Genomic DNA, 26,514 nt, shown 5'->3' on the forward strand with positions numbered 1-26,514 from the left:
GGCATCCCATGAACCTGTTCCGTAACCTGCTGTTCTGGATCGTGCTGGCCCTGGTCGGCGCGTTGGTCGCGCAACTGCTGGTGCGCGATCCCGGCCACGTGCTGGTGCGCTACGGCGGCTACGACTACACCATGACGGTGGTCGATGCGCTGCTGATGGGCGTGGCGGCGATCGCGCTGGTGTGGGTGCTGTGGAAGGGCCTGAGCTTGCCGCTGTCGGCCCTGCGCCGGCACCGCAAGAAGCATGCGCGGGCGCGGCTGGTCGAAGGCCTGGAGGCGCTGCACCAGGGCCACTGGGCGCGCGCCGAGAAGGCCTTGTCGCAGGCCGCCCAGCCGCAGCGCGTCGGCCGCAACGAAGTCGCCGCGATTGCCCACCTCGCCGCGGCACGCGCCGCCGATGCACGCGGCGACGACGACGCCGTCGCGCGCCACCTCGATGCCCTCGCCGCCGAACGCCCACTGGACGCGGCCATTGCGCGCGCGCAACGGCAGCTCGATGCCGGCACCTTCGAGAGCGCGCTCGAGACCCTGGATACCGCGCCGCAACCATTGCCGCCGCGCGGACTGGCGTTGCGCGCGCAGGCGCTGGCGGCACTGGGCCGCAGCGGCGAGGCGTACGGACTGCTGGGCGCACTGCGCCAGCAGCATGCGCTTCCGACCGCGGAACTGGCGCGTCTGGAATCGAGCTGGGCCGAGGCGGGGCTGCGTGAAGCCGCCGACGCAAACGTGCTCGCCGATCGCTGGGAAGCGCTGCCCAAGCCCTTGCGCAGCGACCCGGCCGCAGTCGCCGCGTACGCCGAACGCGCTGCCGCGCTGCGCTGGGACGAAGCCGCCACGCGCAGTGTCGAACAGGCACTGGACGCGAACTGGAGCGATTCGCTGGCGTCGCTCTACGGGCGGCTGCCGGTCGGTCGTCTCGAAGCACGTCAATCCAATGCCGAACGTTGGCTGCAGCAACACCCGGCGAGCCCGGCGCTGCTGCTGGCACTGGCCCGCCTGCTGCGTGCCCAGCGTCGCTGGCCGCAAGCCGAGGGCTACCTGCACCGCGCGATCGCCCAGGGCGCCGGCAGCGAAGGCTGGGAAGAGCTTGGCCACGGCTTCGCCGAAGCCGGTGACGAGACCCTCGCGCGCCTCAGCTACGCCAACGCCCTGTGCAGCGCGCGCGACGAGGCGATCGTCGAGTTGCCGGGCCGCGACCTGCGGCAACGGATCTTCGACGAGGCCGCGATCGAGGAACGCGACGAGCACGGCATGCCGCGACTGCGCGGTTAGGTCGCGTCCTGGGAGCTGCGCGGGACGACGCGTGGCCATCGTGCGGGTGCGGTTCCGCCCGCTCTGTGGCGACGGAAACGCGGCGGCAGGCTGGCGAGGATGCAACGCGACGGCAGAGGGCCCGCGCCGCGGATCTCCCGCTGGTAGCCGATATGCATGCAACAGCCGGTATCGCTGGACTCCTGCCGCGATGGGTCGGGAGTCTGATACGGATGATGGGCGGACACGACGGTGACTCCCTGGCCCGCAGCCGAGCGCCGGTGCGCGTGGCACCGGCGCGGTCGATGGCATCGCGGCGGCCGGCGAAAGCCGGCCCGCCTGGCTAGCTCAACTCAACGCTCGAGGATCGCCACCACGCCCATGCCGCCGGCGGTGCAGATCGACAGCAGGCAGCGTCCACCGCCGCGTGCCTTGAGTTCCTTGGCCGCGGTCGCGACCAGGCGCGCGCCGGTCGCGGCGAACGGATGGCCCGCCGCCAGCGAGGAGCCGTTGGGGTTGATCTTCGCCGGGTCGATGCGACCCAGCGGCGCGTCCAGGCCGAGGCGATTCTTGCAGTACTCCTCGCTCTCCCACGCGCGCAGCGTGCACAACACCTGTGCGGCGAACGCCTCGTGGATCTCGTAGAAATCGAAATCCTGCAGGGTCAGGCCATTGCGCTTGAGCATCTCCGGCACGGCCACCGTCGGCGCCATCAGCAGGCCTTCGCCGTGCACGAAATCGACTGCCGCCACGTGCGCGTCGCGCAGGTAGCAAAGCACCTCGTGACCATGGGCCTGCGCCCATTCGTCCGACGCCAGCAGGCAGGCGCTGGCGCCATCGGTCAACGGCGTGGAATTGGCCGCGGTGAGGGTGCCACGGCCGGAGGTCTTGTCGAACGCCGGCTTGAGCGTCGCCAGCTTCTCCAGCGAGCTGTCGGCGCGCAGGATGTTGTCGCGCGAGACGCCGCGGAAGCTGACCACCAGGTCATCGAAGAAACCGCGGTCGTAGGCGGCGGCGAGCTTCTGGTGCGATGCCAGCGCCCACTCGTCCTGCGAGTCGCGCGAGATGTTCCACTCCTTGGCCATGTCCTCGCAGTGCTCACCCATCGACTTTCCGGTGCGCGGTTCGGCCACGCCCGGGAAATCGGGTTTGAGCTCGCGCGGCGAGAAGCCCTTGAATGCGGCCAGTTTGGCGCCGGTGGTCTTGGCGGCCGCGGCGGCCAGCAGGCGACGGCGCAGCGACTTGCCGTACACGATCGGCACGTCGGAGGTGGTGTCGGAACCGCCGCCGATGCCCGCTTCGATCTGCCCGGTGGCGATCTTGTTGGCCACGGTGATGATGCTGTCCAGCGAGGTGCCACAGGCGCGCTGCAGGGTGATGCCCGGCGTCAGCGGCGACAGGCCCGACGACAGCGCGGCCTCGCGACCGAGGTTCCAGTCATTGGAGTGCTTGATCACCGCGCCCATCGCGACCTCGCCCAGCTGCTGGCCGTGCAGGCCGAACTTCTCGACCAGCGCACCGAGCGTGCGCACCGACATGCCGAGGTTGCCAACGTCCGCATAGGCGGTGTTCTGGCGGCAGAACGGAATGCGGACGCCACCGAGTACGGCGACGGGACGGGCTGAACGCATCGGGACACCTCGCAGGGGGGACCCGCGGCAGTCGCGCGGGCCCGTTTGAGACCGGCCCGCGTTGATCGGCGGGCATAATGGCCGCAGTGTAACCCCGCCCTTGCGCCCCTCCAAACGCCAGCGTACTGAAATCCCGCCAATGACCGACACCCGCCCGCTCCCCTCCGCCCCGCCGGCACTGCACGTGCTCGGCGCGCTTGCGCTGGAACTGCGCGGCGACGCCCCGGTCGCGCACGTTGCGCTGGCGCAGGCCCAGGTCGGCGAACTGGCGGCGCTGGTCGCACGTGATCTGGCGAAATTTTCGCCGGAGGCGGCGACGCTGGAACTGGTCACCGTGGGCGCGCACTACGATCCGGTCGAGGTGTTGCGTCCCGGTTGGCCGCTGCACCACGAACTCGATCAGCTGGCCGCGCGCGCGCCACGCGACGGCGGATTGAAAACCGGCGGACGCGTCATCGCCTTTGGTGCACACGAAGACCGACTGCCCGGCAATCTCGCGCCATCGCCGGATTTCGCGGGCGGTCCGCTGCGGCTGGTGCCGCTGCTGCTGGGCGGCGATGCGGACGCGGTGGCGCGCGTGGGCGATGCGTTCGAGCGCGATCTGCTGGAAACCGGCATGGCCGGCGCGGACACCGCGCTGGCTGCGCAGCACGCGTTCGGCCTGCAGATCGAACACGCGCGCTATCTCACGGTGCACGACCTCGCCGCGATGATTGCCATGCAGTACGAACACGCCGGCCTGGGCGCGCTGTGGCCGATCCTCGAAACCGCGCTGCTCGAACCCGATGGTGAGCACTGGCTGGACGCCCCGCCCGAGCCGCTGGTGCACTACGCGCAGCGCGAAGCGCGCATCGCGATGTTCGAGACCAGCGCGTGGAAGCAGCGCTACGCCGCCGACGCGGACTGCAGCGACCCGCAGGTGCGCGAGCGACTGTCGCGCCAGCACGACCAGTTCCAGGCACGGCAGCGCCAGATGGCGGCGGTGCTGCAGGCGCACGCGGTGGCGGTGACGTTCGTGCACTGCCCGAGCACCCAGGCCGACGTCCGCGCAGATCTCTAGGCGCACGCGCCTGCGCCCAGCGCCGGATTGCGGGCCCTGACCGCATCGCCTCAGGTTCACTGGACATCTCCGAGACCTGCCTCACGGCAATCACGGACGCGTGTTCGAGCAAACAGTATTCGGGCGAGTTCGAGGCCGAGTCGCGTCAGCAGGTGCTAGGTGTCTGCCAAGCCCGGGATGATTCGAAGTGCGATGGAGAGACAAGGGACAACTTGGATGCGTCGAGCAGTTCATAAGGTGGCGGAGGGAGTACTCGTGCTGGCATTAGCCGGATGCGTTACAACTCAGGGATCCACGTCGATGACCACACAGGCTCAAGCGCCAGCACAAGCTTTGCTCGCACTTACAGAAGGAACACGAGCTGTTTCGCAGCAGGATCTGGAGCAGATCAAGATCGCTTTGATTGAACAGCTCAGGAGTCAGCCAAAGAACACCGACTTCTCCGCGTTGGAGACCGTCACCAGTCGGGAGACGTGCTTTATCGACCAGGGCGGCATCGCGCACATCGGTGCTTGGGCGCTCCGCGTGAGAGATGGCAAGGCAGTGCTGGTCCGCAGCGGGCCGAGGGCTCCGGTGATGATGGTTCCCATCGCCTACCTGACCTACGTCGACGGTCGTTGGGACGTCACCGAGATCGACTTGTCGACTGTTCGTGGGCGCTGAACGTTAAGTCTCAGCACCTACGGGATGTTGATAACGACGAGCTCCATGCGGGTGGCTCTGCTGAACAGCGAGCCCGTGGGCATCACCGGGCGGGATTGGTTATGACGCCATTCGCGATGTAGTCCTCGATCGCTTCGAGTTGATCCAGCGCTTCCGGTGCGAACTGGACGGTGTAACTCACGCCTTGCCAGCGCCCGTCCGGCGGCGCTTTGTCGTCAGGCGTTCGCGCACCTGCCCCGCGGACAATGCACGGCTGGGGTCAGCCTTGAGGGCTTGGGCGGCGGGAATGACCTGCTCGCGCAGCCACGCATCCATGGCTTGGTCCCGGGCCAGTAGCGTGCGCAGGCCATCGCGGATGACTTCGCTTTCGGTCGCGTACTCGCCGGCAGCAACTTTGGCTTTCACCAGGTCGGCCATTTCGTTCGGCAGGGTGATGCTGAATTGTTGGGTCGAGCGCATGGCTACTCTCTCTCCGTTGATAGGATTTAATCCTACGCCCGCTGGCACGGGACACAAACGCACGAATTCCTGCCGCCCCGCGGGCACCGCGCATTGCGCGCGGCCCGGACTTGCGCGGTGGATCCCCCGTGCGAATCCGCCCGGGGCGTCCTCACCACGGATCGATGCCGCAGATCAGCGCTCGAACTCCGCCTCGCACACCGCGTAGCCCGCGTCGTCCATGCCCAGCGCCGCGTAGGTGCGTTGCGCGTCGACGTTGCCGTGCTCGACGTACAGTCGCAGGCCCACCACGCCCGGCGTGGCGCGCGCCAGCGCTTCGACGTGCCGGTACAACGCCGCGAACACGCCGCGGCGCCGGTGGGTGGGAGTCACGTACACGCTCTGGATCCACCACCAGTCGCCGTTGCGCCAGTCGCTCCATTCGTGCGTGAGCATCAGCGTGCCCACCGGCGCGGCGATCGTCTCGCCGCCAGCCACCACGGCCTCGTCCATCGCGATGAAGTAGCGTGCCTTGGCCGGATCGGCGATGCCGGCGGCGATGCCGGCACGCACGGTCGCACGGTCGAGGTGCCGTTGTTCGGTCTCCATCGCCATCGTGATTGCCCACTGCGCAAGCAGGTCACGGTCGCTGGCGTGGGCGGTGCGGATTCGCAGTTCGGTCATCGTGGGTCCTGCCTGCTTGCCGGTTCGCGTGGTCGAGCCTGTCGGCGCCGCGCGGCGGTTGTCACTGCTGGATCGTGATCACCGCGCACGCCACGCGCGCGCCGGCGTTGCCGGCCGGCTGGCTGCTGTAGTCGTCGGGTGCGGCGTGCACCACCAGCGCGCGTCCGGCGATGTCGTTGGCCGCGCCGCCGCCCAGGGTGACGCCTTCGGCATGCACGTCCACGCGCGCGACGCCGTCGGCACTGGCGACGATGTTGTCCATGTCGCCGGCGTGGTGGGCACCGCCACCGACCTTGCCGTGCGTGGCCGCAGCCGGGTTGAAGTGGGCGCCGGCGCTGCTCGCGTCGGCCGCGCTGCAGTCGCCCTTCTCGTGGATGTGGATCGCGTGCGTGCTGCCCCTGCCCAAGCCGCCCAGCTCACCGCTCACGCGTACGCCGCCGGTCATCGGGGTGAGGCTGAGCTTGCCGCTGACCAGGCTGCCCGATGCCGGCGCGACCGTCGCGCTGGCCAGCTGGGCGGTGGACACGGAGGCGGCGCGGTAGTCCGCCGACGTTGGCCGCGACGGCGCGCTGCCGCAGGCGGTTGCCAGCATCGCCAGCAACGTCGATGCGACGGCGGCAGCCCGTGCGGGGTACCGCGGTCGGGTGGATGGGCGGTCAGGCAATCGATCGGTCTTCATCGCGATCCTCCATTGATTTGCGAGCAACGATCAAGCTAACGCGTCGAAGCTTTGACGGCGGTGAACGACCGCGCGGCACCGGCAATACGCCCGATGCCGCACGGTGCGGACCGTGTTCGTCATGTGCGCGGCGTGCGTCCCGGCCCGAGCTTGCGCGACAGCGTGTTGCGGCCCAGTCCCAGGCGCGCGGCGGCCTCGCTGCGGCGACCACCGCTTCGCTCCATCGCCACGTCCAGCAGCACGCCCTCCAGCGTCTCGCGGGCCCGCTCCAGGATGCCGGGTGCGCCGGCGTCGAGTTCGGCACGCGTCCAGGTGGCCAGCGCCGCTTCCCATCCCGTCGCGCCGCCCTGGACCGCGGTGCCGGTGGCCATGGCCGCGTCGAGGTCGGCGGCCGTGACCGTGTCGGCCGGTGCCAGCGCGGCCAGCCGCCAGCACAGGTTCTCAAGCTCGCGCACGTTGCCCGGCCAGGTGTGCGCCAGCAGGCGCTCCAGTGCGGTCCGGGCGAACCGCTTGGGCGGCGCATCGAATCGCGCGGCGGCAGCGGCCAGGAAGCGCTCGGCAAGCTGTGGCACGTCCTCGACGCGCTCGCGCAGCGGCGGCAGGCGCAGGCGTACCACGTCCAGGCGGTGCAGCAGGTCGGCACGGAAACGTCCATCGGCCACCAGCAGTTCCAGGTGCTGGTGGGTGGCGGCGATCACGCGAACGTCGACGCGGATCAGCTCGCGGCCGCCGACGCGGAAGAACTCGCCCTCGGCGAGCACGCGCAGCAGTCTGGTCTGCAGCGGCAGCGGCATGTCGCCGATCTCGTCGAGGAACAGCGTGCCGCCGTCGGCTTGCTCGAAGCGACCGATGTGGCGTTTGCTGGCGCCGGTGAATGCCCCGGCTTCGTGGCCGAACAACTCCGACTCCAGCAGCTCGGACGGAATGGCCGCGGTGTTGAGCGCAACGAAGGGCTTGCCCGCACGCGGCGACTCGCGGTGCAGCGCGCGCGCGACGAGTTCCTTGCCGGTGCCCGTCTCGCCGGTCACCAGCACCGACAGCGGCGCCTGCGCGAGGCGGCCGATCGCGCGGAACAGGGTGCGCATCGCCACGGTCGATCCGACCAGCGTCGGCGCGGTGTCGACGTCAGCCGACACACTCGCTGCGGTGGCGACATCCTCGTCGCCCGTCGTGGTGCCTTCCAGCACGCGCGCGGCCAGCGCCACCGCATCGTCCAGGTCGAACGGCTTGGACAGGAATTCGTGCGCGCCGCCGCGGAAGGCGCCGGCCGTGCTGGCCACGTCGGTGTAGGCGCTCATCACCACCACCGGCAGCTGCGGCGCCTGTGCCTTGAGTTTGTCGAGCAGCACCAGGCCGCCGTCGCCGGGCATGCGCACGTCGGTGAACAACAGGTCCGGCGCGCCCCGCTCGGCCATCGCGGCCAGGGCATCGGCACTACCGCCGAATTCGTCGACGCGATAGCCCGCCTCGCGCAGCGCGGTGGCCAGCACGAAGCGAACGCTGCGGTCGTCATCGACAACCCAGACGGTGGACGGGCGGGCACTCATCGGCAGGTACGCGGCATCGGCTTGCGCGGCATCGGTCCGCGCGGCGGGGCCGTCACGACAGCGATGTTGGCTCGCGCCCGGCAGGGAAGAGGGCGAAGCGGATGCAGCATGGGCGAGCCTCGTGCGGTGCGGGTTCCGGTTGCCAGAGCTTAAGGTGCCCCCGCCTTCCCTGCAGGCCTGTGAAGCCGTGCGACCGCATCGGCGCGGTGCGTCTGGACCGGGCAGTGCGAACGCCGCCGGTGACAGCGCCACGCGGGCACGGCCTATCCGCCGCCGCGAGCAGCCTCGTCCGCCATGGGCAACAGCAGGGTGAACAGCGTGTGTCCCGGGCGTGAGCGGTAAGCCAGCGAGCCGCGGTGTTCGCGCGCGACCTGCTGCGCGAGCGCCAGGCCCAGGCCGCTGCCCTCGGCGCGACCGGACACCAGCGGCAGGAACACCTGCTCGGCCAGTTCCTCGGGCACGCCGCGGCCGTCGTCGACGATCTCCAGGCGCAACGCCACCGGGTGCAATTCGTCGCCGATGCGCACGCCGTGCTCGGCACGCGTGCGCAGGCTCACGTTGGCCGCGCCGGCCTCGATCGCGTTGCGCACCAGGTTCCACACGGCCTGCACAAGGCGATCCGGGTCGCCGGAGAACTCCGGCAGGCTGGGGTCGTAGTCTCGCACCAGGCGCACCGCCCAGCCGGCTTCGCTCTCGGCCAGCCGCAGCACGCGTTCGAGCACCGCGTGGATGTTGGTCGGCTGGTGCGCGCGCGGTGGCGCGGGGGTCAGCAACTGGTCGAGCAGCGCGCCCAAGCGCGCCACCTCGTCTTCGATCAGGGTCATCAGCTCGCGCGAGTTGGCGTCGTCGCCGACCCGTCGCGCCAGCAGTTGCGCCGCGCCCTTCAGCCCGGCCAGCGGATTGCGCAGCTCGTGCGCCAGTCCCTTGAGCGAGGCCGACAACGCCGACGGCAGCAGCAGCGCCGGATCGTCGCCGGGAAACTCGTCGACCGGGTGCGCCTCGACCAGCCACCCGCCACCGTCGCGCCGGCTCAGCCACAGGTCGGCGAAGTGCTCGCCACCGTCGGCGCCACGCAGGCGCGCACGGCGAAGGCGCAGTGGCGCCAGCGCGTCGTCCCCGTCCTGCAACGGCCGGGCGAGCACCTCGGCCAGCCGGCCGTTATCGCCGTCGAGCGCGGTCAGCGGCGAGCCCAGCAACCGCCGCGCGCTGATCCCCAGCCAATGCACGAACGCCGGATTGGCCCCGGTGAGCGTGCCCGCGCCATCGGTCCACGCCAGCGGCGTGGTCAGGCTGTCGAGGTCCGGTACGGCAGGCGGTTCGGGCGGCATGGCGCCATGGTAGGGCAAGGCCACCGGGAAACCGGCACGGTGACTCGCGCGTCACTCGCGTCGCCGCACGCCCGCCTCGAAACCGCCGCGCGGATCCCCAACGTGCCTACGCGCCAGAGGGCGTCGCGAATCGACGATCGGCGCATGACGCCTCGACAGTGGGGAATCCGGCGCAATGCCCTTCGGTTATTGCGCCCTACGTCTGCGACGTCCGCCGTCGACAAAAAAGTGGCCCGGATCGCTCCGGGCCAAACGAGATGACGGGGGGAGGGGAATCCCGTTCTCGGCTCAACTCTCGTAGGCGGTTTCGCCGTGCGTGGTGATGTCCAGGCCTTCGCGTTCGCATTCGACGCTGACGCGCAGGCCGACCGTGGCGCGTGCGACCAGCATCGACAGCACCGACACCGTGCCAATCCACGCCACCGTCATGCCCACGCCAAGCGCCTGCAGGCCGAGCTGGGCCAGCATGTCGAAGTCCTCGCCGCCCTGGCCGCCCAGTGATGGCGCGTAGAACACGCCGGTCAACAGCGCGCCGACGATGCCGCCCACCGCATGCACGCCGAACACGTCCAGGCTGTCGTCGGCGCCGAGCAGGCGCTTGAGGCCGTTGACGCCCCACACGCACACCACGCCCGCCACCGCGCCGATCACCATCGCACCCAGCGGGCCGACCAGACCGGCCGCCGGCGTGATGCCAACCAGGCCGGCCACCGCACCCGATGCCACGCCCAGCACCGACGCCTTGCCCTTGACCAGCTTCTCCGCCAGGCCCCAGCTCAACACCGCCGCGGCGGTGGCCACCAGCGTGTTGATGAAGGCCAACGCGGCGCCGGCGTTGGCCTCGAGCGCCGAACCGGCGTTGAAGCCAAACCAGCCCACCCACAACAGCGACGCGCCGATGAAGGTGAAGGTCACGTTGTGCGGCTTGATCGCCTCGCGTCCGTAGCCGGTTCGCTTGCCGATGAAGTACGCGCCCACCAGGCCGGCGACGCCGGCGTTGATGTGCACCACCGTGCCGCCGGCAAAATCGAGGGCCCCCTTCTCGAACAGGTAGCCGCCCGCGGCCCACACGATGTGCGCGATGGGCAGGTAGCCGAACGTGAACCACAGCACCACGAACACCAGCAACGCGGCGAATTTCACGCGCTCGGCAAACGCGCCGACGATCAGCGCGCCGGTGATGCCGGCGAACGTCGCCTGGAACGCGATGAACACGTACTCGGGAAGTTTCACGCCTTCGCTGAAGGTGTCGGCCAGCGAATCGATGCCCACGCCGGCCAGGAACAACTTGTCGAAGCCGCCCAGCCACGCGCCGCCCCCTGCGAACGCCAGGCTGTAGCCGTAGGCAATCCACAGCACCAGCATCAGCGAGAACACCACCAGCACGTGCGCCAGCACCGACAGCACGTTCTTGCTGCGCACCATGCCGCCGTAGAACAGCGCCAAGCCCGGCACCGCCATCATCAGCACCAGCAAGGTCGAGGTCAGCATCCACGCTACGTCGCCCTTGTCGACGCTGGCCTGGACCACCGGGGTCGCGGCTTGCGCGAGGTCCTGGGCGTGCGCCGGCATCGCCAGTGCCAGTACGGCGGACGCGGCAAGCACGATGCGCGCCGGCGCGCCGCTGGCAAGGCCGCGATTTGTTGCGTTCTTGGAGCCAGTCGCCCGTTCGCGCGGGCGGACAGAGGTTTCGAGGTTCGTCATGTCGTTTCTCGCGTGAGGTTCACAGGGCGTCTTCGTCGAGTTCGCCGGTGCGGATGCGCAACGTGCGCTCGATCGCGCTGACAAAGATCTTTCCGTCGCCGACCTTGCCGCTGTGCGCGGCGTCCTGGATGCCTTCCATTGCGGCCTCGAGCATCGCGTCGGGCACCGCGCACTCGATCTTGAGCTTGGGCAGGAAGTCGACGACGTACTCGGCACCGCGGTACAGCTCGGTGTGGCCCTTCTGTCGACCGAAGCCCTTCACCTCGGACACGGTGATGCCGGACACGCCGACCTCGGCGAGCGCCTCGCGCACCTCGTCGAGCTTGAACGGCCGGATGATGGCGGTGATGAGTTTCATCGCGTGGCTCCTGTGCGGGATGGAGGATTCGTCATCGCTCAGAACGCCTTGCTGGCGGTGAGCGTGAAGGCCGAGTCGGCGATGTCGTTGCCATAGGCGTTGCGATACAGCGCCGGGTCCGCGTCCGTATCGCTGTAGGCGGCGGTCAACGAGATGCCGTTGTCGAACGCCTTGCTGACACCGACCTTCCAGTCGGCGTACGCGAAGTCGGCGTTGTTCTCGATCCACTGTTTGCCGCCGTGGACGTTGAGCGTCCAACCGGGCACGAACTGCCAGTTGAGGCTGAGGTCGAGGTAGCCGCTGCCGTCCGAGTCGGCAAAGCCGAACAGGTCGGTGATGGCATGCGAGTACTTCGCGCCCAGCGACGCGGTGTCGGTCAGCGAGACGGTGGCGCCGACCAGGACTTCGCCGGTATCGGGGCTGTTGAAGCCACTCGGGTAGTCGCCCGGGTACGCGTAGTACAGCGCGCCGACGTCATAACTGACGCGCTGGCCGAGCTTGCCGCGATAGCCGGCGTAGGCATCGAGCTCGACGCTGTTGGATACCGGCGCGCCCACCGCGGAAAGATCCGACAGCCAGCTGACGTTGCTTCCCCAAGCGCCCGCGTAGAAGCCGCTCCCGGACGCGGGCGCGAACTCGATCCCGCCCTGCAGCGCGGGCTCCCGATTGGTTTGCGAGACGCCGCGGAACACGTAGTCGCTGGTCACGGCGACCGATCCGGCGATGCCCGCCTGCGCGTCCGTCATCGCCATGACGAGCGCGAGTACCGCGAGTGTTGCGATGGTGCTGGCACGAGACTTCATAACGCAGGCTCCTCATACGTGGCGCCCCTCCCGGTTATGTCTTGTCTCCTGGTGCGCGGGCATGGCTTCGCCCGCGCTGCCGCGGTGCGGCCTGCCCAGGCAGGTCACGCCCGCGATTGCGTCTTTCCCTGTGCGCTTCTTTGTGCGCTCTTGTGGGTGTCTCTAGTTCTTGTAGTTGTTGCGGTGTTGCCGCTGGTGCGTCGCGGTACGGCTGCACAACTTGCCGTCGCATCCCTTGCCGTCGCGCGACGGCAAGGGAGCGGTGACGCGCGGTGCTCGTCGTACGCGCCAGTTAGATCGCGTAGTACATCTGGTACTCGAGCGGGTGCGTGGCACCGCGGTACTTCTGCACTTCCTGCATCTTCAGGGTGATGTAGGCGTCGATGAAATCGTTGGTGAACACGCCGCCGGCGGTGAGGAACTCGCGATCCTTGTCGAGGGCTTCCAGCGCCTGGTCGAGGCCATGGCACACCGTCGGGATGTTCTTCTCTTCTTCCGGCGGCAGGTCGTACAGATCCTTGTCGCTCGGAGCACCCGGGTCGATCTGGTTCTTGATGCCGTCGAGGCCGGCCATCATCAGCGCCGAGAAGATCAGGTAGCCCGAGTTCATCGGATCCGGGAAGCGGAACTCGATGCGGCGCGCCTTCGGGTTGGACACGTACGGGATGCGGCACGAGGCCGAGCGGTTGCTCGCCGAGTAGGCCAGCATCACCGGCGCCTCATAGCCCGGCACCAGGCGCTTGTAGCTGTTGGTGGTGGAGTTGGCGAACGCGTTGATAGCGCGCGCGTGCTTGAACACGCCGCCGATGTACCACAGCGCCATCTGCGACAGGCCGCCGTAGCCGTCGCCGGAGAACAGGTTCACGCCGCCCTTGGCCAGGCTCTGGTGCACGTGCATGCCGCTGCCGTTGTCGCCGACGATCGGCTTGGGCATGAAGGTGGCGGTCTTGCCGTTGCGGTGCGCGACGTTCTTGACCACGTACTTCAGCATCTGCAGCTCGTCGCCCTTGCGGGTCAGCGAGTTGAACTTGGTGCCGATCTCGCACTGGCCGGCGTTGGCGACTTCGTGGTGGTGGACCTCGACCTCGATGCCGATCTCTTCGAGCGTCTTGCACATCTCGGCACGGATGTCGTGCAGCGAGTCCAGCGGGGCCACCGGGAAGTAGCCGCCCTTGATGCCGGGACGGTAGCCGCTGTTGCCGCCTTCGTATTCACGGGCGGAGTTCCAGTGCGCTTCTTCCGAGTCGATGTGGAAGAAGGTGTGGCCCATCTCGTTGGCCCAGCGCACGCTGTCGAAGATGAAGAATTCCGGCTCCGGACCGAAGAAGGCCTGTTCGGCGATGCCGCTGGACTTCAGGAACGCCTCGGCGCGCTTGGCGATGCCGCGCGGGTCACGCTCGTAGGCCTGCATGGTGGCCGGATCGAGGATGTCGCAGGTCAGCACCAGGGTCGGGTCGGCGGTGAACGGGTCCAGGAACGCGGTGCCCGCGTCGGGCAGCAGCACCATGTCGGACTGGTGGATGCCCTTCCAGCCGCTGATCGAGCTGCCGTCGAACATCTTGCCGTCCTCGAACAGCGCCGGCTCGACGATCGACTTGGGGAAGGTCACGTGGTGCTGCACGCCGCGCATGTCGGTGAAGCGAAGATCGATGAACTCGACCTTGTGGTCCTTGATCATTTTTTCGACGTGTTCGAGCGACATGGCGGACTCCGATGGAATGACGGGGTAGGAAAAAGGGCGCGCATACGGTGGCGACATGGATATCCAAGCAGCTTCCGTGCCAAGCCGTTGCGCAGCCCAACACATTGATTTCACTAGGGCAGGGCGGAGGAAAACTCCGGATATGCACCAACGTGGTGCATCACGCCGCCGCTGTGCACCAATGTGGTGCATAACAGTGGGACGGGGCGCCGCTTCCCGATCCTGCCCGTGCAGACGGGGCCGAGACGGCCCGGCATCCGGACGTGACAACGTAGCGCGGACGACAACGCGCGGGCCTCGCTGCCCACCAGGCGGCGCCCGGCGGCTCCGTTGTCAGCGCGATCGGGAGCTGTGTCCGTCGTTGCCGCCACGTTGCGCGCTTGGCTCAGCGGCGCCGGCGCTTCATGCTTGCCGACTTCCTGGACCAGACCCCCGACGCCCCGCCCAATGACCGATCTGCTCGCCGCGCTGCTGCTCGGCATCATCGAAGGCATCACCGAGTTCCTGCCGATCTCCAGCACCGGTCACCTGCTCATTGCCGAGCGCTGGCTCGGGCATCGCAGCGACCTGTTCAACATCTCGATCCAGGCCGGCGCGATCCTGGCGGTGGTGCTGATCTACCGGCATCGCCTGTGGCAGCTTCTCCACGCGTTCCTGCGGCCAATCACGACCGAGCAGGTGTTCGGCCAGCAACCACGCGACTACGCCTACAAGCTCATGGCCGCGTTCGGAACGACCGCGGTGCTGGGCGTGGTGGTCAAGAAGATGGGGTTCGAGCTGCCCGACACGGTGGCGCCGATCGCCTGGGCGCTGGTGCTGGGCGGCTTCTGGATGATCGCCGCGGAACACTTCGCGGCCAAGCACGCGGCCGCGATCGGCGAGCGCAGCACCGTCACCTGGACGGTCGCCATCCTGGTGGGCGTCGCGCAGGTCGCCGCTGGCGTGTTCCCGGGTACGTCGCGCTCGGCCGCGACGATCTTCGTGGCGCTGCTGGCGGGCACCACCTGCCGCGCTGCGGCCACCGAGTTCGCCTTCCTGGTCGGCATCCCGACGATGTTCGCCGCCACCGCCTACGAAGTGTGGGACATCGCCGGCACCCCGGAAGCCGCGCACGAGGACTGGACCCAGCTGGCGGTGGCGTTCGTCGCCTCGGCGGTCACCGCGTTCGTGGCGGTGAAGTGGCTGCTGCACTACATCCAGCGCCACCGATTCACCGTGTTCGCGATCTACCGCTTCGTGCTGGGCGGCGCCCTGCTGTTGCTGGTGCCGGGCGAGGGTTGATCGCCCGGCGGATCAGGCCGGCTCGACTTCCACGTCGGCCGGCTCGCCCGCCTGCATGAGATCGAGCGACTCACTGGCCAGCGCCGCCTGCGCTTCGGCTGCCAGCGCCTCGTCCGCCGCATCCTGGTAGCGCTTGCGGTCCGGGCACTGCAGCTGCATGTAGTCGACGTCGAAATTCAGCCGTTCGACGAGGAAATCGACGAACGCGCGCACCTTCGGCGATTGCACCTGGCCACGCGGGAACAGCGCGTTGAGGTCGAACTCCGGGCCGGTCCAACCGGCGAGGATGCGGCGCACGTAGTCCTGCGCGACGTACGGTTTGATCATGATGTCGCTGGCCAGCATCAGCCCTTCGCCGCACAGCAGTGCGCCGCGAAGCGCGGCGGGGTCGTTGGCGACGAACACCGGATCGACGCGGAATTCGGTCTCGCGCGTGCCATCGTTGAGCGGCCAAACGAACCCGCCGTTGCGGCGCTGCTTCTGCATCGCCAGCGCCCGATGGTGCTGCAGGTCGTCGGGGTGCAGCGGTTCGCCGTGGCGGTCGAGGTAGCGCTGGCTGGCGTAGACCTGGGTGCGCAGCACCGCCAGGCGCCGTGCGACCAGGTTGGAATCGGGCAGGTTGCCCACGCGCAGGGCGACGTCGATTTCCTTGTCGATCAGGTCGAGCGGCTCGTTCGTCAGCACCATCTCGACGCGCACCTCGGGATGGCGCGCGTGGAACTCGCCGAGCAACGGCGCCACCCATTCGATGCCCATCGAGTACGGCGCGGTAACCCGCAGCCAGCCGCGCGGGCCGCCCTGGAGCTGGCCGACCGCGCTCTCGGCTTCGTCGAGCTCGCGCGCGATGCGCTGGCAATGTTCGAAGTAGATGTTGCCCGCCTCGGTCAGGCCGAGCTTGCGAGTCGTGCGATGCAGAAGTTGCGCGCCGAGGCGCGTTTCGAGGTCCTGCACCTTGCGGCTGACGGTGGTCTTGGGCAGCCGCAGCGACCGCGCCGCGGAAATGAAACTGCCGTGTTCGACCACCTTGACGAAGATCAGGGTGTCGTTGAGATCGCGTGCCATTCGGGACTCCGGAGGGGGAGGAACCAGATCCGGCGGGGACCGGAGGTGGCGGGTTCGTGCGCGGGACGGGCGACCAGGGGGCCGTGCGGGGGCCCAAGCGGCGCTCACTGCGGTGCGCTGGATTGCACCAGGGGACTACGGCGCTGAAGTGTACGGTCGGGTATTGGCCCGACTTCGGGACAATTATTCCCTGAATCCGCGGCTAATCAAGTGCCGGTCGGAGGCCTAACCTGTGCCCCACTTCCCCCAAGGGTCACCGACATGTTGTCCTCGCGCCGCGTACGTCTCGGCCTCACCTGGTTGCTGTTGGCCGCCCTGGCCGGCCTGTCCTGGCTGGCGCTGGTCGCGTTCCGTCAAGCACTTGCGGCGGGCGCTGGCGAGGCGTGGATGACGGCCTGGGTGCTGGCCTTCGTGGTCGCCCTGCCGGCGGCGATGGGACTGGTGGCCGTGGCGCGCTGGTGGCAGGCCCAGGCCAGCGCCCGGCGCATCGTCCCGTTCACGGGAGAAAAAATCCCGGGAGCGGGACAATGAAATCCCCCCTCGTCATCCTCGGTGCGACCGGCGTGGTCGGTCGCGGCATCGTCCAGGCCGCCGTCGAGGCGGGCCGGCCGGTGATCGCGGTGGCCCGTGACGCCGCCGAACTGGGCCGCCTGCAGGCCTGCCATGCCGGCGCCGACATCACCACACTGGTCGGTTCCGTCAGCACCGACGCCGACAGCGCCGAGCTGGCCCAGGCCCTGCGTGGCCTGCGCCGTCCGCTGGCCGGCGTGATCGTGACGATTGCCGGCAGCGGCACCCGTGGGCGCCTGCTCGACCAGCCCGTCGACGCGCTGCGCCAGCAATTCGACGAAGACCTGCTGCCGCACCTGGCTGCCGCGCGCCACCTGCTGCCGCTGCTCGCCAAGGCCGAACGTGGCGCCAGCTACCTGCTGATCGGCGGTCCCGGCAGCGAGTTGCCGTGGGCAGGCTACGGCCATCGCTCGGTGGCCTCGGCAGCGCAGCACATGCTGGCGCGCGTGCTGCACGACGAGGCCCGCACGTTTGCGGTGCGCGTGCAGCTGCTGGCGGTCGACATGCCGGTGTGCAGCGACGACAACCGCGCGCACGCCTGTCCGCAATGGCCCAGCGCGGTGGCGATCGGCCGGCGCGCACTGGCGCTGCTCGACCAGCGCGACGGCAACCAGACGCCGCGCGCGGTGGTGCGTTACGGCTCGCCGCGCAGCACCGCGCCGACGCCCCCCCAACGTCGCGCGGACAGCCCCTTGACCTCGAGTGCACTTGAGGTCGGATCCTTGCCGGCCGCAGAACCCGTCACCCCCGTCGCCCCCATCACCGCGTCGCCCGGCAACGTCCTGCCCGGCAGCTGCCTTCTCGACGCACGCGACCTGCTGCGTTCGCTCCTCCCCCCGAATCGAAACCAGGAAACCTCGTCATGACCCCCCGCAACATCCGTTCACGGCCCGTCATCGGGCTCTCCGTCCTCGCTCTCGCGGCGAGCATCGTGTTGGCCCTGGCCGCGGCCGGTTGCGGCAGCAAGGCCGCCACCGCCGAAGGTGGACCGCCGGCACCCCAGGTCAGCGTCGCAACCGTCGTCGCCAAGCCGGTGCGGCAGTGGGACGATTTCACCGGGCGCATCAGCGCGGTCGAGACCGTCGAACTGCGGCCGCGCGTCAGCGGCTACGTCGAACGCGTCGCGTACGAGGAAGGCCAGCAGGTCAACAAGGGCGACCTGCTGTTCGTGATCGACCAGCGCCGCTACCGCGCCAACCTCGACCGCGCGCTCGCCGACCTTGAACGCGCCCGCAGCGAGGCACGCCTGGCGCAGACCCAGGACGTTCGTGCGCAGACGCTCGTCGACGCCAAGGCGATCTCGCGCGAGGAGTTCGAGACCCGTCGTGCCGCCACCGCCCAGGGCAACGCCGCCGTGCGCGCCGCCGAGGCCGCGGTCGCCAGCGCGCGCCTGGACCTGCAGTTCACCCAGGTGCGCTCGCCGATCTCCGGCCGTGCCGGTCGCGCGCTGGTCACCGTCGGCAACCTGGCCCAGGCCGACGCCACCACGCTGACCACGGTGGTGTCGCTGGATCCGGTGCACGTCTACTTCGAGAGCGACGAGCAGAGCTTCCTGCGCTACAACCAGGCCGCCCGCGATGGTGATCGCGACGATTCCAACAACAAGGTGCGCGTCGGCCTGGCCAACGAAGACGGCCATCCGCACACCGGCACCGTGGACTTCGTCGACAACCAGGTCGATCCGCGCACCGGCACGATCCGCGCCCGCGCGGTGCTGGCCAACCCCGACCACCTGTTCACGCCCGGTCTGTTCGCACGCGTGCAGCTGGAGGGCAATGCCGAGAGCACCGCGCTGCTGATCGACGACAAGGCGGTGCTCACCGACCAGGACCGCAAGTACGTGTACGTGTTGGGCCCGAAGAACACCGCCGTGCGCAAGGACATCGTGCCCGGTCGCATGGCCGACGGCCTGCGCGTGGTCACCTCGGGTCTGGCGCCGGGCGACAAGGTCATCGTGCACGGCGTGCAGAAGGTGCTCTTCCCGGGCATTGGCGTGGCACCGAAGCAGATTGCGATGGGCGCCCCGGCGCCGTCGCTGCAGGTCGCGGGAGCGGCGGGTGCGGATTGAAGCGGTCCTCCTCGTCCGTCTGAGGCCCGCACCACCGTCCGTGATTTGAGGCTGTCGACCCTCCCCGCTCCCTCCCCCCCGCGGGGAGGGTCGGCAGGACCTCATCTCCCGACCTTGCACTACCCCCTCACCTCCCCGCTGTCGCGGGTGGGCTGGAGCAACTCATGCGGCGCACGCGCCGCGCAAGGAACACACCATGGATTTTTCCAGGTTCTTCATCGATCGCCCGATCTTCGCCGCGGTGTTGTCGATCGTGATCTTCGCCGCCGGCCTGATCGCGATCCCGATGCTGCCGATCAGCGAATACCCCGAGGTGGTGCCGCCGACCGTGCAGGTACGCGCGGTCTATCCCGGCGCCAATCCCAAGGTCATCGCCGAAACCGTCGCCACGCCGCTTGAGGAAGCCATCAACGGCGTCGAGAACATGATGTACATGAAGTCGATCGCCGGCTCCGACGGCGTATTGGCCACCACCATCACGTTCCGTCCCGGCACCGATCCCGACGAGGCCCAGGTGCAGGTGCAGAACCGCGTCAGCCAGGCGCTGGCGCGGTTGCCCGAGGACGTGCGCCGCCAGGGCGTGACCACGCAGAAGCAGTCGCCGACGCTGACGTTGGTGGTGCACCTGTTGTCGCCCAACGGCAAGTACGACTCGCTGTACCTGCGCAACTACTCCACGCTGAAGATCAAGGACGAGCTGGCGCGCCTTCCCGGCGTCGGCATGGCCCAGCAGTGGGGCGCGGGCGACTACGCGATGCGCATCTGGCTGGACCCGAACAAGGTCGCCTCGCGCGGTCTGACGGCCGGTGACGTGGTGCGTGCCGTGCGCGAGCAGAACGTGCAGGTCTCGGCCGGCCAGCTCGGTGCCGAGCCAACCCCGGACGCCAGCGACTTCCTGGTCTCGATCAACGCCCAGGGCCGCCTGCAGTCCGAAGAGGAATTCGGCGCCATCGTGATCAAGAGCGGCGCGGACGGCGAGATCGTCCGCCTGTCGGATGTCGCGCGCCTCGAACTGGGCGCCAGCGACTACACGCTGCGCGCGCAGCTCGACAACAAGGACGCGATCGGCATCGGCATCTTCCAGACCCCGGGCGCCAACGCGATCGCGTTGTCGGACGCGGTGCGCGAGAAGATGGCCGAACTGTCCACGCGCTTCCCGGAAGGCATGACCTACGACGTGGTCTACGACCCGACCGTGTTCGTGCGCGACTCGATCAAGGCCGTCGTGACCACGCTGCTGGAAGCGGTGCTGCTGGTGGTGCTGGTGGTGATCCTGTTCCTGCAGACCTGGCGCGCCTCGATCATTCCGCTGATCGCGGTGCCGGTGTCGGTGGTGGGCACGTTTGCCGCGCTCTACGTGCTGGGCTTCTCGATCAACACGCTGACGCTGTTCGGCCTGGTGCTGGCAATCGGCATCGTGGTGGACGATGCGATCGTCGTGGTCGAGAACGTCGAGCGCAACATCGAGGAAGGCCTGACGCCGCTTGCCGCGGCACACCAGGCAATGCGTGAAGTGTCCGGGCCGATCATCGCGATCGCGCTGGTGCTGTGTGCGGTGTTCGTGCCGATGGCGTTCCTGTCGGGCGTGATTGGCCAGTTCTACAAGCAGTTCGCCGTCACCATCGCCATCTCGACGGTGATCTCGGCGATCAACTCGCTGACCCTGTCGCCGGCGCTTGCCGCACTGCTGCTCAAGCCGCACGGCGCGGCCAAGGATGCACCGACCCGCCTGATCGACAAGTTGTTCGGCTGGATCTTCCGTCCGTTCAACCGCTTCTTCGGCAGCAGCTCCGAGCGTTACCAGGTGGCGGTGTCGAAGTCGCTCAACAAGCGCGGCGCGGTGTTCGCGGTGTATGCCGGCCTGCTGGTGGTCGCCGGCCTGATGTTCCAGATCGTGCCGGGCGGTTTCATTCCGACCCAGGACAAGCTGTACCTGATCGGCGCGGTCAAGCTACCGGAAGGCTCGTCGCTGGAGCGCACCCACCAGGTGATCCGCCAGATGAGCGAGATCGGCATGAACACCGAGGGCGTGTCCAACGCCGTCGCGTTCCCGGGTCTCAACGCGCTGCAGTTCACCAACACGCCCAACACCGGCGTGGTGTTCTTCCCGCTCAAGCCGTTCAACGAGCGCACCCGCAGCGCCGAGGAGATCAACGCCGAGATCAACCAGAAAATCTCCGGCATCCAGCAGGGCTTCGCGTTCGCGTTCATGCCGCCGCCGATCCTGGGTCTGGGCTCGGGTTCGGGCTACTCGCTGTTCATCCAGGACCGCGCGGGCATGGGTTACGGCGCCTTGCAGAACGCGGTGAACGGGTTCTCCGGCGCGGTGTCGCAGACCCCGGGCATGCACTACCCGATCAGCACCTACCAGGCCAACGTGCCGCAGCTCGACGCCCAGGTCGACCGCCTCAAGGCCAAGGCGCAGGGCGTGCCGTTGACCGAGCTGTTCGATACGTTGCAGACCTACCTCGGCTCGGCCTACGTCAACGACTTCAACCGTTTCGGTCGTACCTACCAGGTCATCGCGCAGGCCGACGGCCCGTACCGTGACGGCGTCGAGGACATCGCCAACCTGCGCACCCGCAACGCGAACGGCGAGATGGTGCCGATCGGCTCGATGGTGAAGATCAGCGAGAGCTACGGTCCGGACCCGGTGATCCGCTACAACGGCTACCCGGCCGCGGACCTGATCGGCGACGCCGACCCGCGCATGCTGTCGTCCAGCGAGGCGATGGCCAAGATCACCGAGATGGCGCCGCAGGTGCTGCCCAACGGCATGAGCATCGAATGGACCGACCTGAGCTATCAGCAGGCGACCCAGGGCAATGCGGCGCTGGTGGTGTTCCCGTTGGCGGTGCTGCTTGCCTTCCTGGTGCTGGCCGCGCTGTACGAAAGCTGGACCCTGCCGCTGGCGGTGATCCTGATCGTGCCGATGACGCTGCTGTCGGCCCTGGTGGGCGTGTGGCTGACCGGTGGCGACAACAACGTGTTCGTGCAGGTGGGCCTGGTGGTGCTGATGGGTCTGGCGTGCAAGAACGCGATCCTGATCGTCGAGTTCGCCCGCGAACTGGAGATGCAGGGCAAGGGCATCGTGGAGGCCGCGCTTGAATCGTGCCGCCTGCGCCTGCGTCCGATCGTGATGACCTCGATCGCCTTCATCGCCGGCACCATTCCGCTGGTCCTCGGCCACGGCGCCGGTGCGGAAGTGCGCGCGGTCACTGGCGTCACGGTGTTCGCCGGCATGCTCGGTGTGACCCTGTTCGGCCTGTTCCTGACGCCGGTGTTCTACGTCGGCCTGCGCAAGCTGGCCGGTGGCAAGAAGCTCGTGCAGCACGTGGCGGGCGACCACGCCACCGTCGACCCGGCGCACGCCTGATCGATTTCCCGACAAGGCCCGGCTGGCATCCGCCGCCGGGCCGCCCCTCCCCCATTCATTTCAAGGGATTCCCCCATGTCCACGCAGCATGCTTCCAAGATCGCCCTGATCACCGGCGCCACCCGTGGCATCGGCTTTGAAACCGCGCGTCAGCTGTCCACCGCCGGCGTGCGTGTCCTGCTTGCCGGCCGTGATCACGGCAAGGCCGTCGAGGCCGCACAGAAGTTGCAGGCCGACGGCCTGCCGGTTGAGGCCATCGCCCTGGACGTGACCGGCGATGACAGCATCGCCGCCGCGGTCGAGGCGGTGACGCGCCAGCACGGCAAGCTCGACATCCTGGTCAACAACGCCGGCATCTTCCGCGACGACGCCAGCCGCAAACCGTCCGAGCAGTCGCTCGACGCGTGGCGCGAGACGTTCGAAACCAACCTGTTCGGCCTGGTGGCCGTGACCCAGGCGTTCCTGCCGCTGCTGGGCAAGGCGCCGGCCGCCCGCATCGTCAATCTCTCCAGCGTGTTGGGCTCGCTTGCGCACCACAACGACCCGGCATCGCCGATCTACGACTTCAAGGTACCGGCCTACAACGCATCCAAGAGCGCGGTGAACGCGTGGACCGTCCACCTGGCCTACGAACTGCGCGACACGCCGATCAAGGTCAACGCGGTGCACCCGGGCTCGGTCAAGACCGACATGAACGCCCACGGGGACATGGAGATCGAGCAGGGCGCCAGCACCAGCGTGGCAATGGCGCTGCTGGACGAACACGGCGCCACTGGCAGCTTCGTGCACCTGGGCGAGGTGCTGCCGTGGTAACCGGCCCGCTGATCCGCCCCCTGGTGCTGGGCCTGGCCGCAGCGCTGCTCAGCGCATGCGCGGTCGGCCCGGACTATGTCCGGCCGACACCTGCCGCGCCCGACCACTTCGTCCAACAGCCGGCTCTGGTGTCGGCCGACGACGCGACACCGCGGGCCGACGCCGAGTTCTGGCGCGGCTTCGGCGACCCGCTGCTGGAGCGGCTGGTCGACGAAACGCTGGTGGCCAACCACGACCTGCGCATCGCCCTGGCGCGACTGGACCAGGCCAACGCGCTGCTGCGCAATGCCCGCATCGACCGCTACCCGACCGTGACGGCCAGTGCGCAGGCCAGCGAGTCGCGCGCCAGCAGCGACCAGGCCCCCGGCGTCGCGCTCGGTGATCGCGATGTCGAGAGCTACTCGGTGGGCATCAACGCCAGCTGGGAGCTCGACCTGTTCGGTCGCGTCCGGCGCGGCGTCGAAGCACAGCGTGCCCAGGCCTGGGCCAGTGCCTCGGACCTGGATGCCTTGCAGGTGTCGGTGGTCGCCGAGGTGGTGCGCGGCTACTTCGACCTGCGCGGTCAGCAAGAGCGCCTGCGCGTGGCACGTGGCAACGCCGACAACCAGCGCGAAACCCTGCGCCTGGTCGAGGCGCGGCTCGACGCCGGACGCGGCACCGAGTTCGACACGGCGCGTGCACGTGCCCAGCTCGAAGCGACGCTCGCACGCGTACCGGCGCTCGAGGCCGATGTCGCCGTGGGCATGCACCGCCTGGCGGTACTGAGCGGCCGCACGCCCGACGCCCTGATCGCGGAACTGGAAGCCCCGCGTGCGCTGCCGGTGCTGCCGGCCAAGCTCGACGCCGGGATTCCGGGTGAGCTGCTGCGTCGCCGGCCGGACGTGATCGCGGCCGAGCACCGCCTCCACGCGGCGACCGCGCGCATCGGCGTGGCCACGGCGGATTTGTTTCCGCGCTTCACGCTCGGCGGACTGATCGGCAGCCAGGCCATCGACAGCAGCGCGCTGTTCGAACGCGCCAGCGAAACGCGGCTGGTCGCCCTGGGCATCGACTGGTCGTTCCTCGACATCGGCCGCGTGCGCGCACGTATCGCCGCGGCCGATGCCGACGCCGAAGGCGAACTGGCGCGCTACCAGCAGTCGGTGCTGCTGGCGCTGGAGGACACCGAGAACGCCCTGCTTCGTCATGGCCGCGCACGCGTCGAGGACGCGCACCTGGAACGCGCCGCGGCCGACAGCGCCCGCGCTGCGGAACTGGCACGGCTGCGCTTCGAGGCCGGTGCGGCCGACCTGTTCGAGGTGCTGGACGCCGAACGCACCCGGTTGCAGGCGCAGGATGCGTTCGCGGCCGCGCGCACACGCACGGCAACCAGCGTGGTCGCGCTGTACAAGGCGATGGCGGGCGGCTGGCCGCAGTACCAGCCACGCCGCGAGGCCGTCGCCGGTCGCTGATCGCGGCCCCGGATCGCGCGGCCACGGTGCCGCGCGAATCGGCACGCTGGTTGCAGTCGCGCTGGCAGCAGGCACGGTCGCAACCGGCACCGCGCGCACGGCAGCAAGCCCGATCCAGGTCGGGCTCGCTGCATGCAATCTGGATGGCGTGCATCGCCAGCCCTGCGCTACTGATCTGCGTTACTGGCCTGCTTCATCGGTCAAACACCGCCGGGCCGGCGCAGTCGGCCCCGGCGTTCCCGGATCGGCGATCCACGCCGGCCGATTGCGCAAGCGCGCGCAACTGCGCCAGCCACGCCAGCGCGAAGGCCTGCAGGAACAACACCTGGGCCGCCAGCTCCAGGCACTCCTCGATGGTCTGTTCGAGCCGTTGCATCGGCACCGTCAAGCGCGACAGTTCGAACGCGTCCAGGCCCACCGCGACCATTGCCACCGCGACACCGGCCAGCATGCGGCGTCGTGCGGCGCGTTCGCCGAACACGTTGCGCAACAGGCGCGGCAGCATCAGCAGGCCGCACACCGCGAAGCCCAGGACGATGAAATCGCCCGGGCCGATCCAGTCGATCCACGGCAGGCGAATGTCGCGCGGCGCCAGCACGCGGTCGCGCAGGCGTTCGTGCAGCGCGAAGCGGTCGTCGAGTGCGAAGTAGCCAAACGCCATCGCCAGCACGGCCCAGTCGCGAGCCCGCGGATGCCGGTACACCCAGGCGTGCGCACCGGCCGCAGCCGCGACCAGCGCGCTGGTGTACATCACCGCGACCTCCAGCGAGGTCATCGGCGTGTCCTCGAAGTTGATCCACATCCAGTACTCGGGCCAGCGCAATGCCAGCAAGACCGCCACGAACACCACCGGCAGCACGGCACTGAGCCCGATCGCCGCGTCACCAACGCGCTGGAGGCGCGCGGCGTCCATCAGCCGGCCTCCGCCGGCAGTGGTCGCGACTGCAGCACCGTCGCCAGCGCAAGCAGTTCCTGCGTCCACGCCTCGATGCCGGCGGCGATCGCCTCGTCGGAGTACCAGGCGGTGTGCGCGCTTTGCAGGATGCGTCCGTGCTCGACGCTGGCCAGTTGTTGCGCATCGAACACGCTGTCGTCCACCGCATAGCCGGCCAGGTGGCCGCGCGCGACTCCCGCGAGCACCGCGCCGTTGTCGACCAGCCCAGGCCGCGCCGGGTTGAGCAGCACGGCGCCGGGTCGCATGCGCGCGATGAGATCGGCATCGAACCACGCCGGCCGCCCGCGTTGCAGACTGCACGCCAGCACCACCACGTCGGCGGTCGCCAACACCGCATCCAGCGGCAGCGACTCGGCGGCGGTCGTGGTCACGGCCTGTGTGTCGAAGTACACCACGCGCATGCCGAACGCGCCGGCCAGCCGTGCGACCTCGCTGCCAATCCGGCCCATGCCGATGATGCCCAGCGTTCGGCCGTGCAGTTCCCAGCCGCGCAGCGAGATGTCACTGCCAAATTCGCCGCGCGCCCGACGGTCGCTCAGGTGCAGCCGCCGGCTCATGCTCAGCAACAGGCCCAGCGTGTGCTCGGCCACCACGCGCGTGGCGTAGCCGGGCAGACTGGCCAGCAGGATGTCGCCATCGTGCAGTGCCTCTTCGTCGACCCATTCGCGCCCGGTGGCGTGGATTGCCAGCCCGCGCAGGCGCGGCAGCGCCGCGATGATGCCGGCGTGCACGTCCTGCGTCGCACGGCGGGACAAGCCGACCACATCGGCACCCGCGCACAATGCCACCAGATCGGCATCGGGCAATCGCTCGGGCACGCGTTCCACGTGAAGTTGCGCAACCGCCTCCAGCGCGTCCAGCTGCGCCGTGCTGAAGGTCTCGCGACCGCGCGCGCTGAGCACGGTCATCGTGATGGTGTGCGTCCCTGCCATTGCGTGTCTTCCTGGTGAGCTTGTGTTGTCGAGTGCGCCCGGGCGGCACGCGTCCACGTGCCGTCGGCGTCATCCCGCTACGGTGTTCGCGCCGTTCGATGGCCTCACATCGTGCCGCTACCGCCGGGCGCCGCGGGAACGCGAAGCCACGGCGAGCGC

Annotated in this window: 22 protein-coding genes and 1 pseudogene; 10 read left to right on the forward strand and 13 right to left on the reverse strand. The window is 69.0% G+C overall.

Annotated elements, in window-relative coordinates; genetic code table 11:
• Positions 1-8 precede the first annotated feature (8 nt).
• Positions 9-1,271: a heme biosynthesis HemY N-terminal domain-containing protein gene (locus tag EER27_RS09425; protein WP_123087862.1), complete on the forward strand. Its 1,263-nt coding sequence runs from the start codon at positions 9-11 to the stop codon at positions 1,269-1,271.
• Positions 1,272-1,603: 332 nt separating this feature from the next.
• On the opposite strand, the gene EER27_RS09430 is transcribed toward EER27_RS09425, so the two are convergent.
• Positions 1,604-2,896, reverse strand: coding sequence for an acetyl-CoA C-acetyltransferase (locus EER27_RS09430; RefSeq protein ID WP_190285748.1), 1,293 nt, complete (start codon positions 2,894-2,896; stop codon positions 1,604-1,606).
• A 124-nt stretch (positions 2,897-3,020) separates the two neighbouring features.
• On the opposite strand from EER27_RS09430, the pseudogene EER27_RS09435 reads away from it, so the two are divergent.
• Together EER27_RS09435 and EER27_RS09440 are read left to right on the forward strand one after the other, a co-directional pair.
• Positions 3,021-3,946 (forward strand): annotated as a pseudogene (locus EER27_RS09435) (hypothetical protein); the annotation flags it as partial.
• A gap of 295 nt (positions 3,947-4,241) precedes the next feature.
• Entirely contained in the window at positions 4,242-4,604 is a 363-nt protein-coding gene (locus tag EER27_RS09440) for a hypothetical protein (protein WP_148040991.1), read from the forward strand.
• A 177-nt stretch (positions 4,605-4,781) separates the two neighbouring features.
• On the opposite strand, the gene EER27_RS09445 is transcribed toward EER27_RS09440, so the two are convergent.
• The 9 genes from EER27_RS09445 to glnA form a co-directional block, all read right to left on the reverse strand.
• On the reverse strand, positions 4,782-5,063 hold the full coding sequence (locus tag EER27_RS09445; RefSeq protein ID WP_123087866.1) for a ribbon-helix-helix domain-containing protein: 282 nt from the start codon (positions 5,061-5,063) through the stop codon (positions 4,782-4,784).
• A gap of 174 nt (positions 5,064-5,237) precedes the next feature.
• On the reverse strand, positions 5,238-5,726 hold the full coding sequence (locus tag EER27_RS09450) for a GNAT family N-acetyltransferase (RefSeq protein WP_123087867.1): 489 nt from the start codon (positions 5,724-5,726) through the stop codon (positions 5,238-5,240).
• 61 nt (positions 5,727-5,787) lie between these two features.
• Positions 5,788-6,318 (reverse strand): superoxide dismutase family protein, encoded by a 531-nt coding sequence (locus EER27_RS09455; RefSeq protein WP_123088156.1) that lies wholly within the window; start codon positions 6,316-6,318, stop codon positions 5,788-5,790.
• Between the two features lie 206 nt (positions 6,319-6,524).
• Positions 6,525-7,958: a nitrogen regulation protein NR(I) gene (gene ntrC, locus EER27_RS09460; protein ID WP_190285749.1), complete on the reverse strand. Its 1,434-nt coding sequence runs from the start codon at positions 7,956-7,958 to the stop codon at positions 6,525-6,527.
• Positions 7,959-8,215: 257 nt separating this feature from the next.
• The gene (locus EER27_RS09465; RefSeq protein ID WP_123087869.1) at positions 8,216-9,280 is read right to left on the reverse strand and encodes a two-component system sensor histidine kinase NtrB; all 1,065 of its coding nucleotides are present in this window, start codon (positions 9,278-9,280) and stop codon (positions 8,216-8,218) included.
• Positions 9,281-9,568: 288 nt separating this feature from the next.
• Positions 9,569-10,852, reverse strand: a complete 1,284-nt coding sequence (locus tag EER27_RS09470; RefSeq protein WP_223807283.1) for an ammonium transporter — start codon at positions 10,850-10,852, stop codon at positions 9,569-9,571.
• Between the two features lie 151 nt (positions 10,853-11,003).
• On the reverse strand, positions 11,004-11,342 hold the full coding sequence (locus EER27_RS09475) for a P-II family nitrogen regulator (protein ID WP_123087871.1): 339 nt from the start codon (positions 11,340-11,342) through the stop codon (positions 11,004-11,006).
• Between the two features lie 38 nt (positions 11,343-11,380).
• Positions 11,381-12,145: a TorF family putative porin gene (locus EER27_RS09480; RefSeq protein WP_123087872.1), complete on the reverse strand. Its 765-nt coding sequence runs from the start codon at positions 12,143-12,145 to the stop codon at positions 11,381-11,383.
• A gap of 292 nt (positions 12,146-12,437) precedes the next feature.
• Positions 12,438-13,847 (reverse strand): type I glutamate--ammonia ligase, encoded by a 1,410-nt coding sequence (glnA, locus tag EER27_RS09485; RefSeq protein WP_123087873.1) that lies wholly within the window; start codon positions 13,845-13,847, stop codon positions 12,438-12,440.
• A gap of 447 nt (positions 13,848-14,294) precedes the next feature.
• Between glnA and EER27_RS09490 the strand changes: the two genes are divergently transcribed.
• Positions 14,295-15,128 (forward strand): undecaprenyl-diphosphate phosphatase, encoded by an 834-nt coding sequence (locus tag EER27_RS09490; RefSeq protein WP_123087874.1) that lies wholly within the window; start codon positions 14,295-14,297, stop codon positions 15,126-15,128.
• A gap of 12 nt (positions 15,129-15,140) precedes the next feature.
• Here the strand turns inward: EER27_RS09490 and EER27_RS09495 are convergent, their stop codons facing one another.
• On the reverse strand, positions 15,141-16,190 hold the full coding sequence (locus EER27_RS09495; protein WP_123087875.1) for a LysR family transcriptional regulator: 1,050 nt from the start codon (positions 16,188-16,190) through the stop codon (positions 15,141-15,143).
• Between the two features lie 261 nt (positions 16,191-16,451).
• On the opposite strand from EER27_RS09495, the gene EER27_RS09500 reads away from it, so the two are divergent.
• From EER27_RS09500 to EER27_RS09525, 6 genes are all read left to right on the forward strand, one after another.
• Positions 16,452-16,721, forward strand: a complete 270-nt coding sequence (locus EER27_RS09500; RefSeq protein ID WP_123087876.1) for a hypothetical protein — start codon at positions 16,452-16,454, stop codon at positions 16,719-16,721.
• Entirely contained in the window at positions 16,718-17,626 is a 909-nt protein-coding gene (locus tag EER27_RS09505) for an SDR family NAD(P)-dependent oxidoreductase (RefSeq protein WP_123087877.1), read from the forward strand. The genes EER27_RS09500 and EER27_RS09505 overlap by 4 nt, the downstream gene beginning before the upstream one ends.
• Complete coding sequence (locus tag EER27_RS09510) at positions 17,623-18,828, forward strand: efflux RND transporter periplasmic adaptor subunit (RefSeq protein WP_123087878.1); 1,206 nt, start codon at positions 17,623-17,625, stop codon at positions 18,826-18,828. The genes EER27_RS09505 and EER27_RS09510 overlap by 4 nt, the downstream gene beginning before the upstream one ends.
• Before the next feature lie 196 nt (positions 18,829-19,024).
• The gene (locus EER27_RS09515; protein WP_123087879.1) at positions 19,025-22,204 is read left to right on the forward strand and encodes an efflux RND transporter permease subunit; all 3,180 of its coding nucleotides are present in this window, start codon (positions 19,025-19,027) and stop codon (positions 22,202-22,204) included.
• Between the two features lie 75 nt (positions 22,205-22,279).
• Complete coding sequence (locus tag EER27_RS09520; RefSeq protein WP_123087880.1) at positions 22,280-23,017, forward strand: SDR family oxidoreductase; 738 nt, start codon at positions 22,280-22,282, stop codon at positions 23,015-23,017.
• On the forward strand, positions 23,011-24,468 hold the full coding sequence (locus EER27_RS09525; protein ID WP_223807258.1) for an efflux transporter outer membrane subunit: 1,458 nt from the start codon (positions 23,011-23,013) through the stop codon (positions 24,466-24,468). Before EER27_RS09520 ends, EER27_RS09525 begins: the two co-directional genes overlap by 7 nt.
• 193 nt (positions 24,469-24,661) lie before the next feature.
• Here EER27_RS09525 and EER27_RS09530 read toward each other — a convergent pair whose 3' ends face one another.
• The gene (locus EER27_RS09530; RefSeq protein WP_123087881.1) at positions 24,662-25,381 is read right to left on the reverse strand and encodes a hypothetical protein; all 720 of its coding nucleotides are present in this window, start codon (positions 25,379-25,381) and stop codon (positions 24,662-24,664) included.
• Positions 25,381-26,355 (reverse strand): 2-hydroxyacid dehydrogenase, encoded by a 975-nt coding sequence (locus tag EER27_RS09535; RefSeq protein WP_123087882.1) that lies wholly within the window; start codon positions 26,353-26,355, stop codon positions 25,381-25,383. The genes EER27_RS09530 and EER27_RS09535 overlap by 1 nt, the downstream gene beginning before the upstream one ends.
• Between the last annotated feature and the right edge of the window lie 159 nt (positions 26,356-26,514).

Origin of the sequence: Montanilutibacter psychrotolerans (assembly GCF_003719825.1) — a bacterium.
Taxonomy (GTDB): Bacteria; Pseudomonadota; Gammaproteobacteria; order Xanthomonadales; family Xanthomonadaceae; genus Montanilutibacter; species Montanilutibacter psychrotolerans.

Coding starts and splice junctions, on each gene's coding strand:
- EER27_RS09470 (WP_223807283.1), bottom strand. CDS start 10,852: ATGCCGGCGCACGCCCAGGACCTCGCGCAAGCCGCGACCCCGGTGGTC.
- EER27_RS09450 (WP_123087867.1), bottom strand. CDS start 5,726: ATGACCGAACTGCGAATCCGCACCGCCCACGCCAGCGACCGTGACCTG.
- EER27_RS09520 (WP_123087880.1), top strand. CDS start 22,280: ATGTCCACGCAGCATGCTTCCAAGATCGCCCTGATCACCGGCGCCACC.
- EER27_RS09510 (WP_123087878.1), top strand. CDS start 17,623: ATGACCCCCCGCAACATCCGTTCACGGCCCGTCATCGGGCTCTCCGTC.
- EER27_RS09440 (WP_148040991.1), top strand. CDS start 4,242: ATGACCACACAGGCTCAAGCGCCAGCACAAGCTTTGCTCGCACTTACA.
- EER27_RS09515 (WP_123087879.1), top strand. CDS start 19,025: ATGGATTTTTCCAGGTTCTTCATCGATCGCCCGATCTTCGCCGCGGTG.
- glnA (WP_123087873.1), bottom strand. CDS start 13,847: ATGTCGCTCGAACACGTCGAAAAAATGATCAAGGACCACAAGGTCGAG.
- EER27_RS09500 (WP_123087876.1), top strand. CDS start 16,452: ATGTTGTCCTCGCGCCGCGTACGTCTCGGCCTCACCTGGTTGCTGTTG.
- EER27_RS09465 (WP_123087869.1), bottom strand. CDS start 9,280: ATGCCGCCCGAACCGCCTGCCGTACCGGACCTCGACAGCCTGACCACG.
- EER27_RS09455 (WP_123088156.1), bottom strand. CDS start 6,318: ATGCTGGCAACCGCCTGCGGCAGCGCGCCGTCGCGGCCAACGTCGGCG.
- EER27_RS09505 (WP_123087877.1), top strand. CDS start 16,718: ATGAAATCCCCCCTCGTCATCCTCGGTGCGACCGGCGTGGTCGGTCGC.
- EER27_RS09425 (WP_123087862.1), top strand. CDS start 9: ATGAACCTGTTCCGTAACCTGCTGTTCTGGATCGTGCTGGCCCTGGTC.
- EER27_RS09480 (WP_123087872.1), bottom strand. CDS start 12,145: ATGAAGTCTCGTGCCAGCACCATCGCAACACTCGCGGTACTCGCGCTC.
- EER27_RS09490 (WP_123087874.1), top strand. CDS start 14,295: ATGACCGATCTGCTCGCCGCGCTGCTGCTCGGCATCATCGAAGGCATC.
- EER27_RS09475 (WP_123087871.1), bottom strand. CDS start 11,342: ATGAAACTCATCACCGCCATCATCCGGCCGTTCAAGCTCGACGAGGTG.
- EER27_RS09535 (WP_123087882.1), bottom strand. CDS start 26,355: ATGGCAGGGACGCACACCATCACGATGACCGTGCTCAGCGCGCGCGGT.
- EER27_RS09495 (WP_123087875.1), bottom strand. CDS start 16,190: ATGGCACGCGATCTCAACGACACCCTGATCTTCGTCAAGGTGGTCGAA.
- EER27_RS09530 (WP_123087881.1), bottom strand. CDS start 25,381: ATGGACGCCGCGCGCCTCCAGCGCGTTGGTGACGCGGCGATCGGGCTC.
- EER27_RS09445 (WP_123087866.1), bottom strand. CDS start 5,063: ATGCGCTCGACCCAACAATTCAGCATCACCCTGCCGAACGAAATGGCC.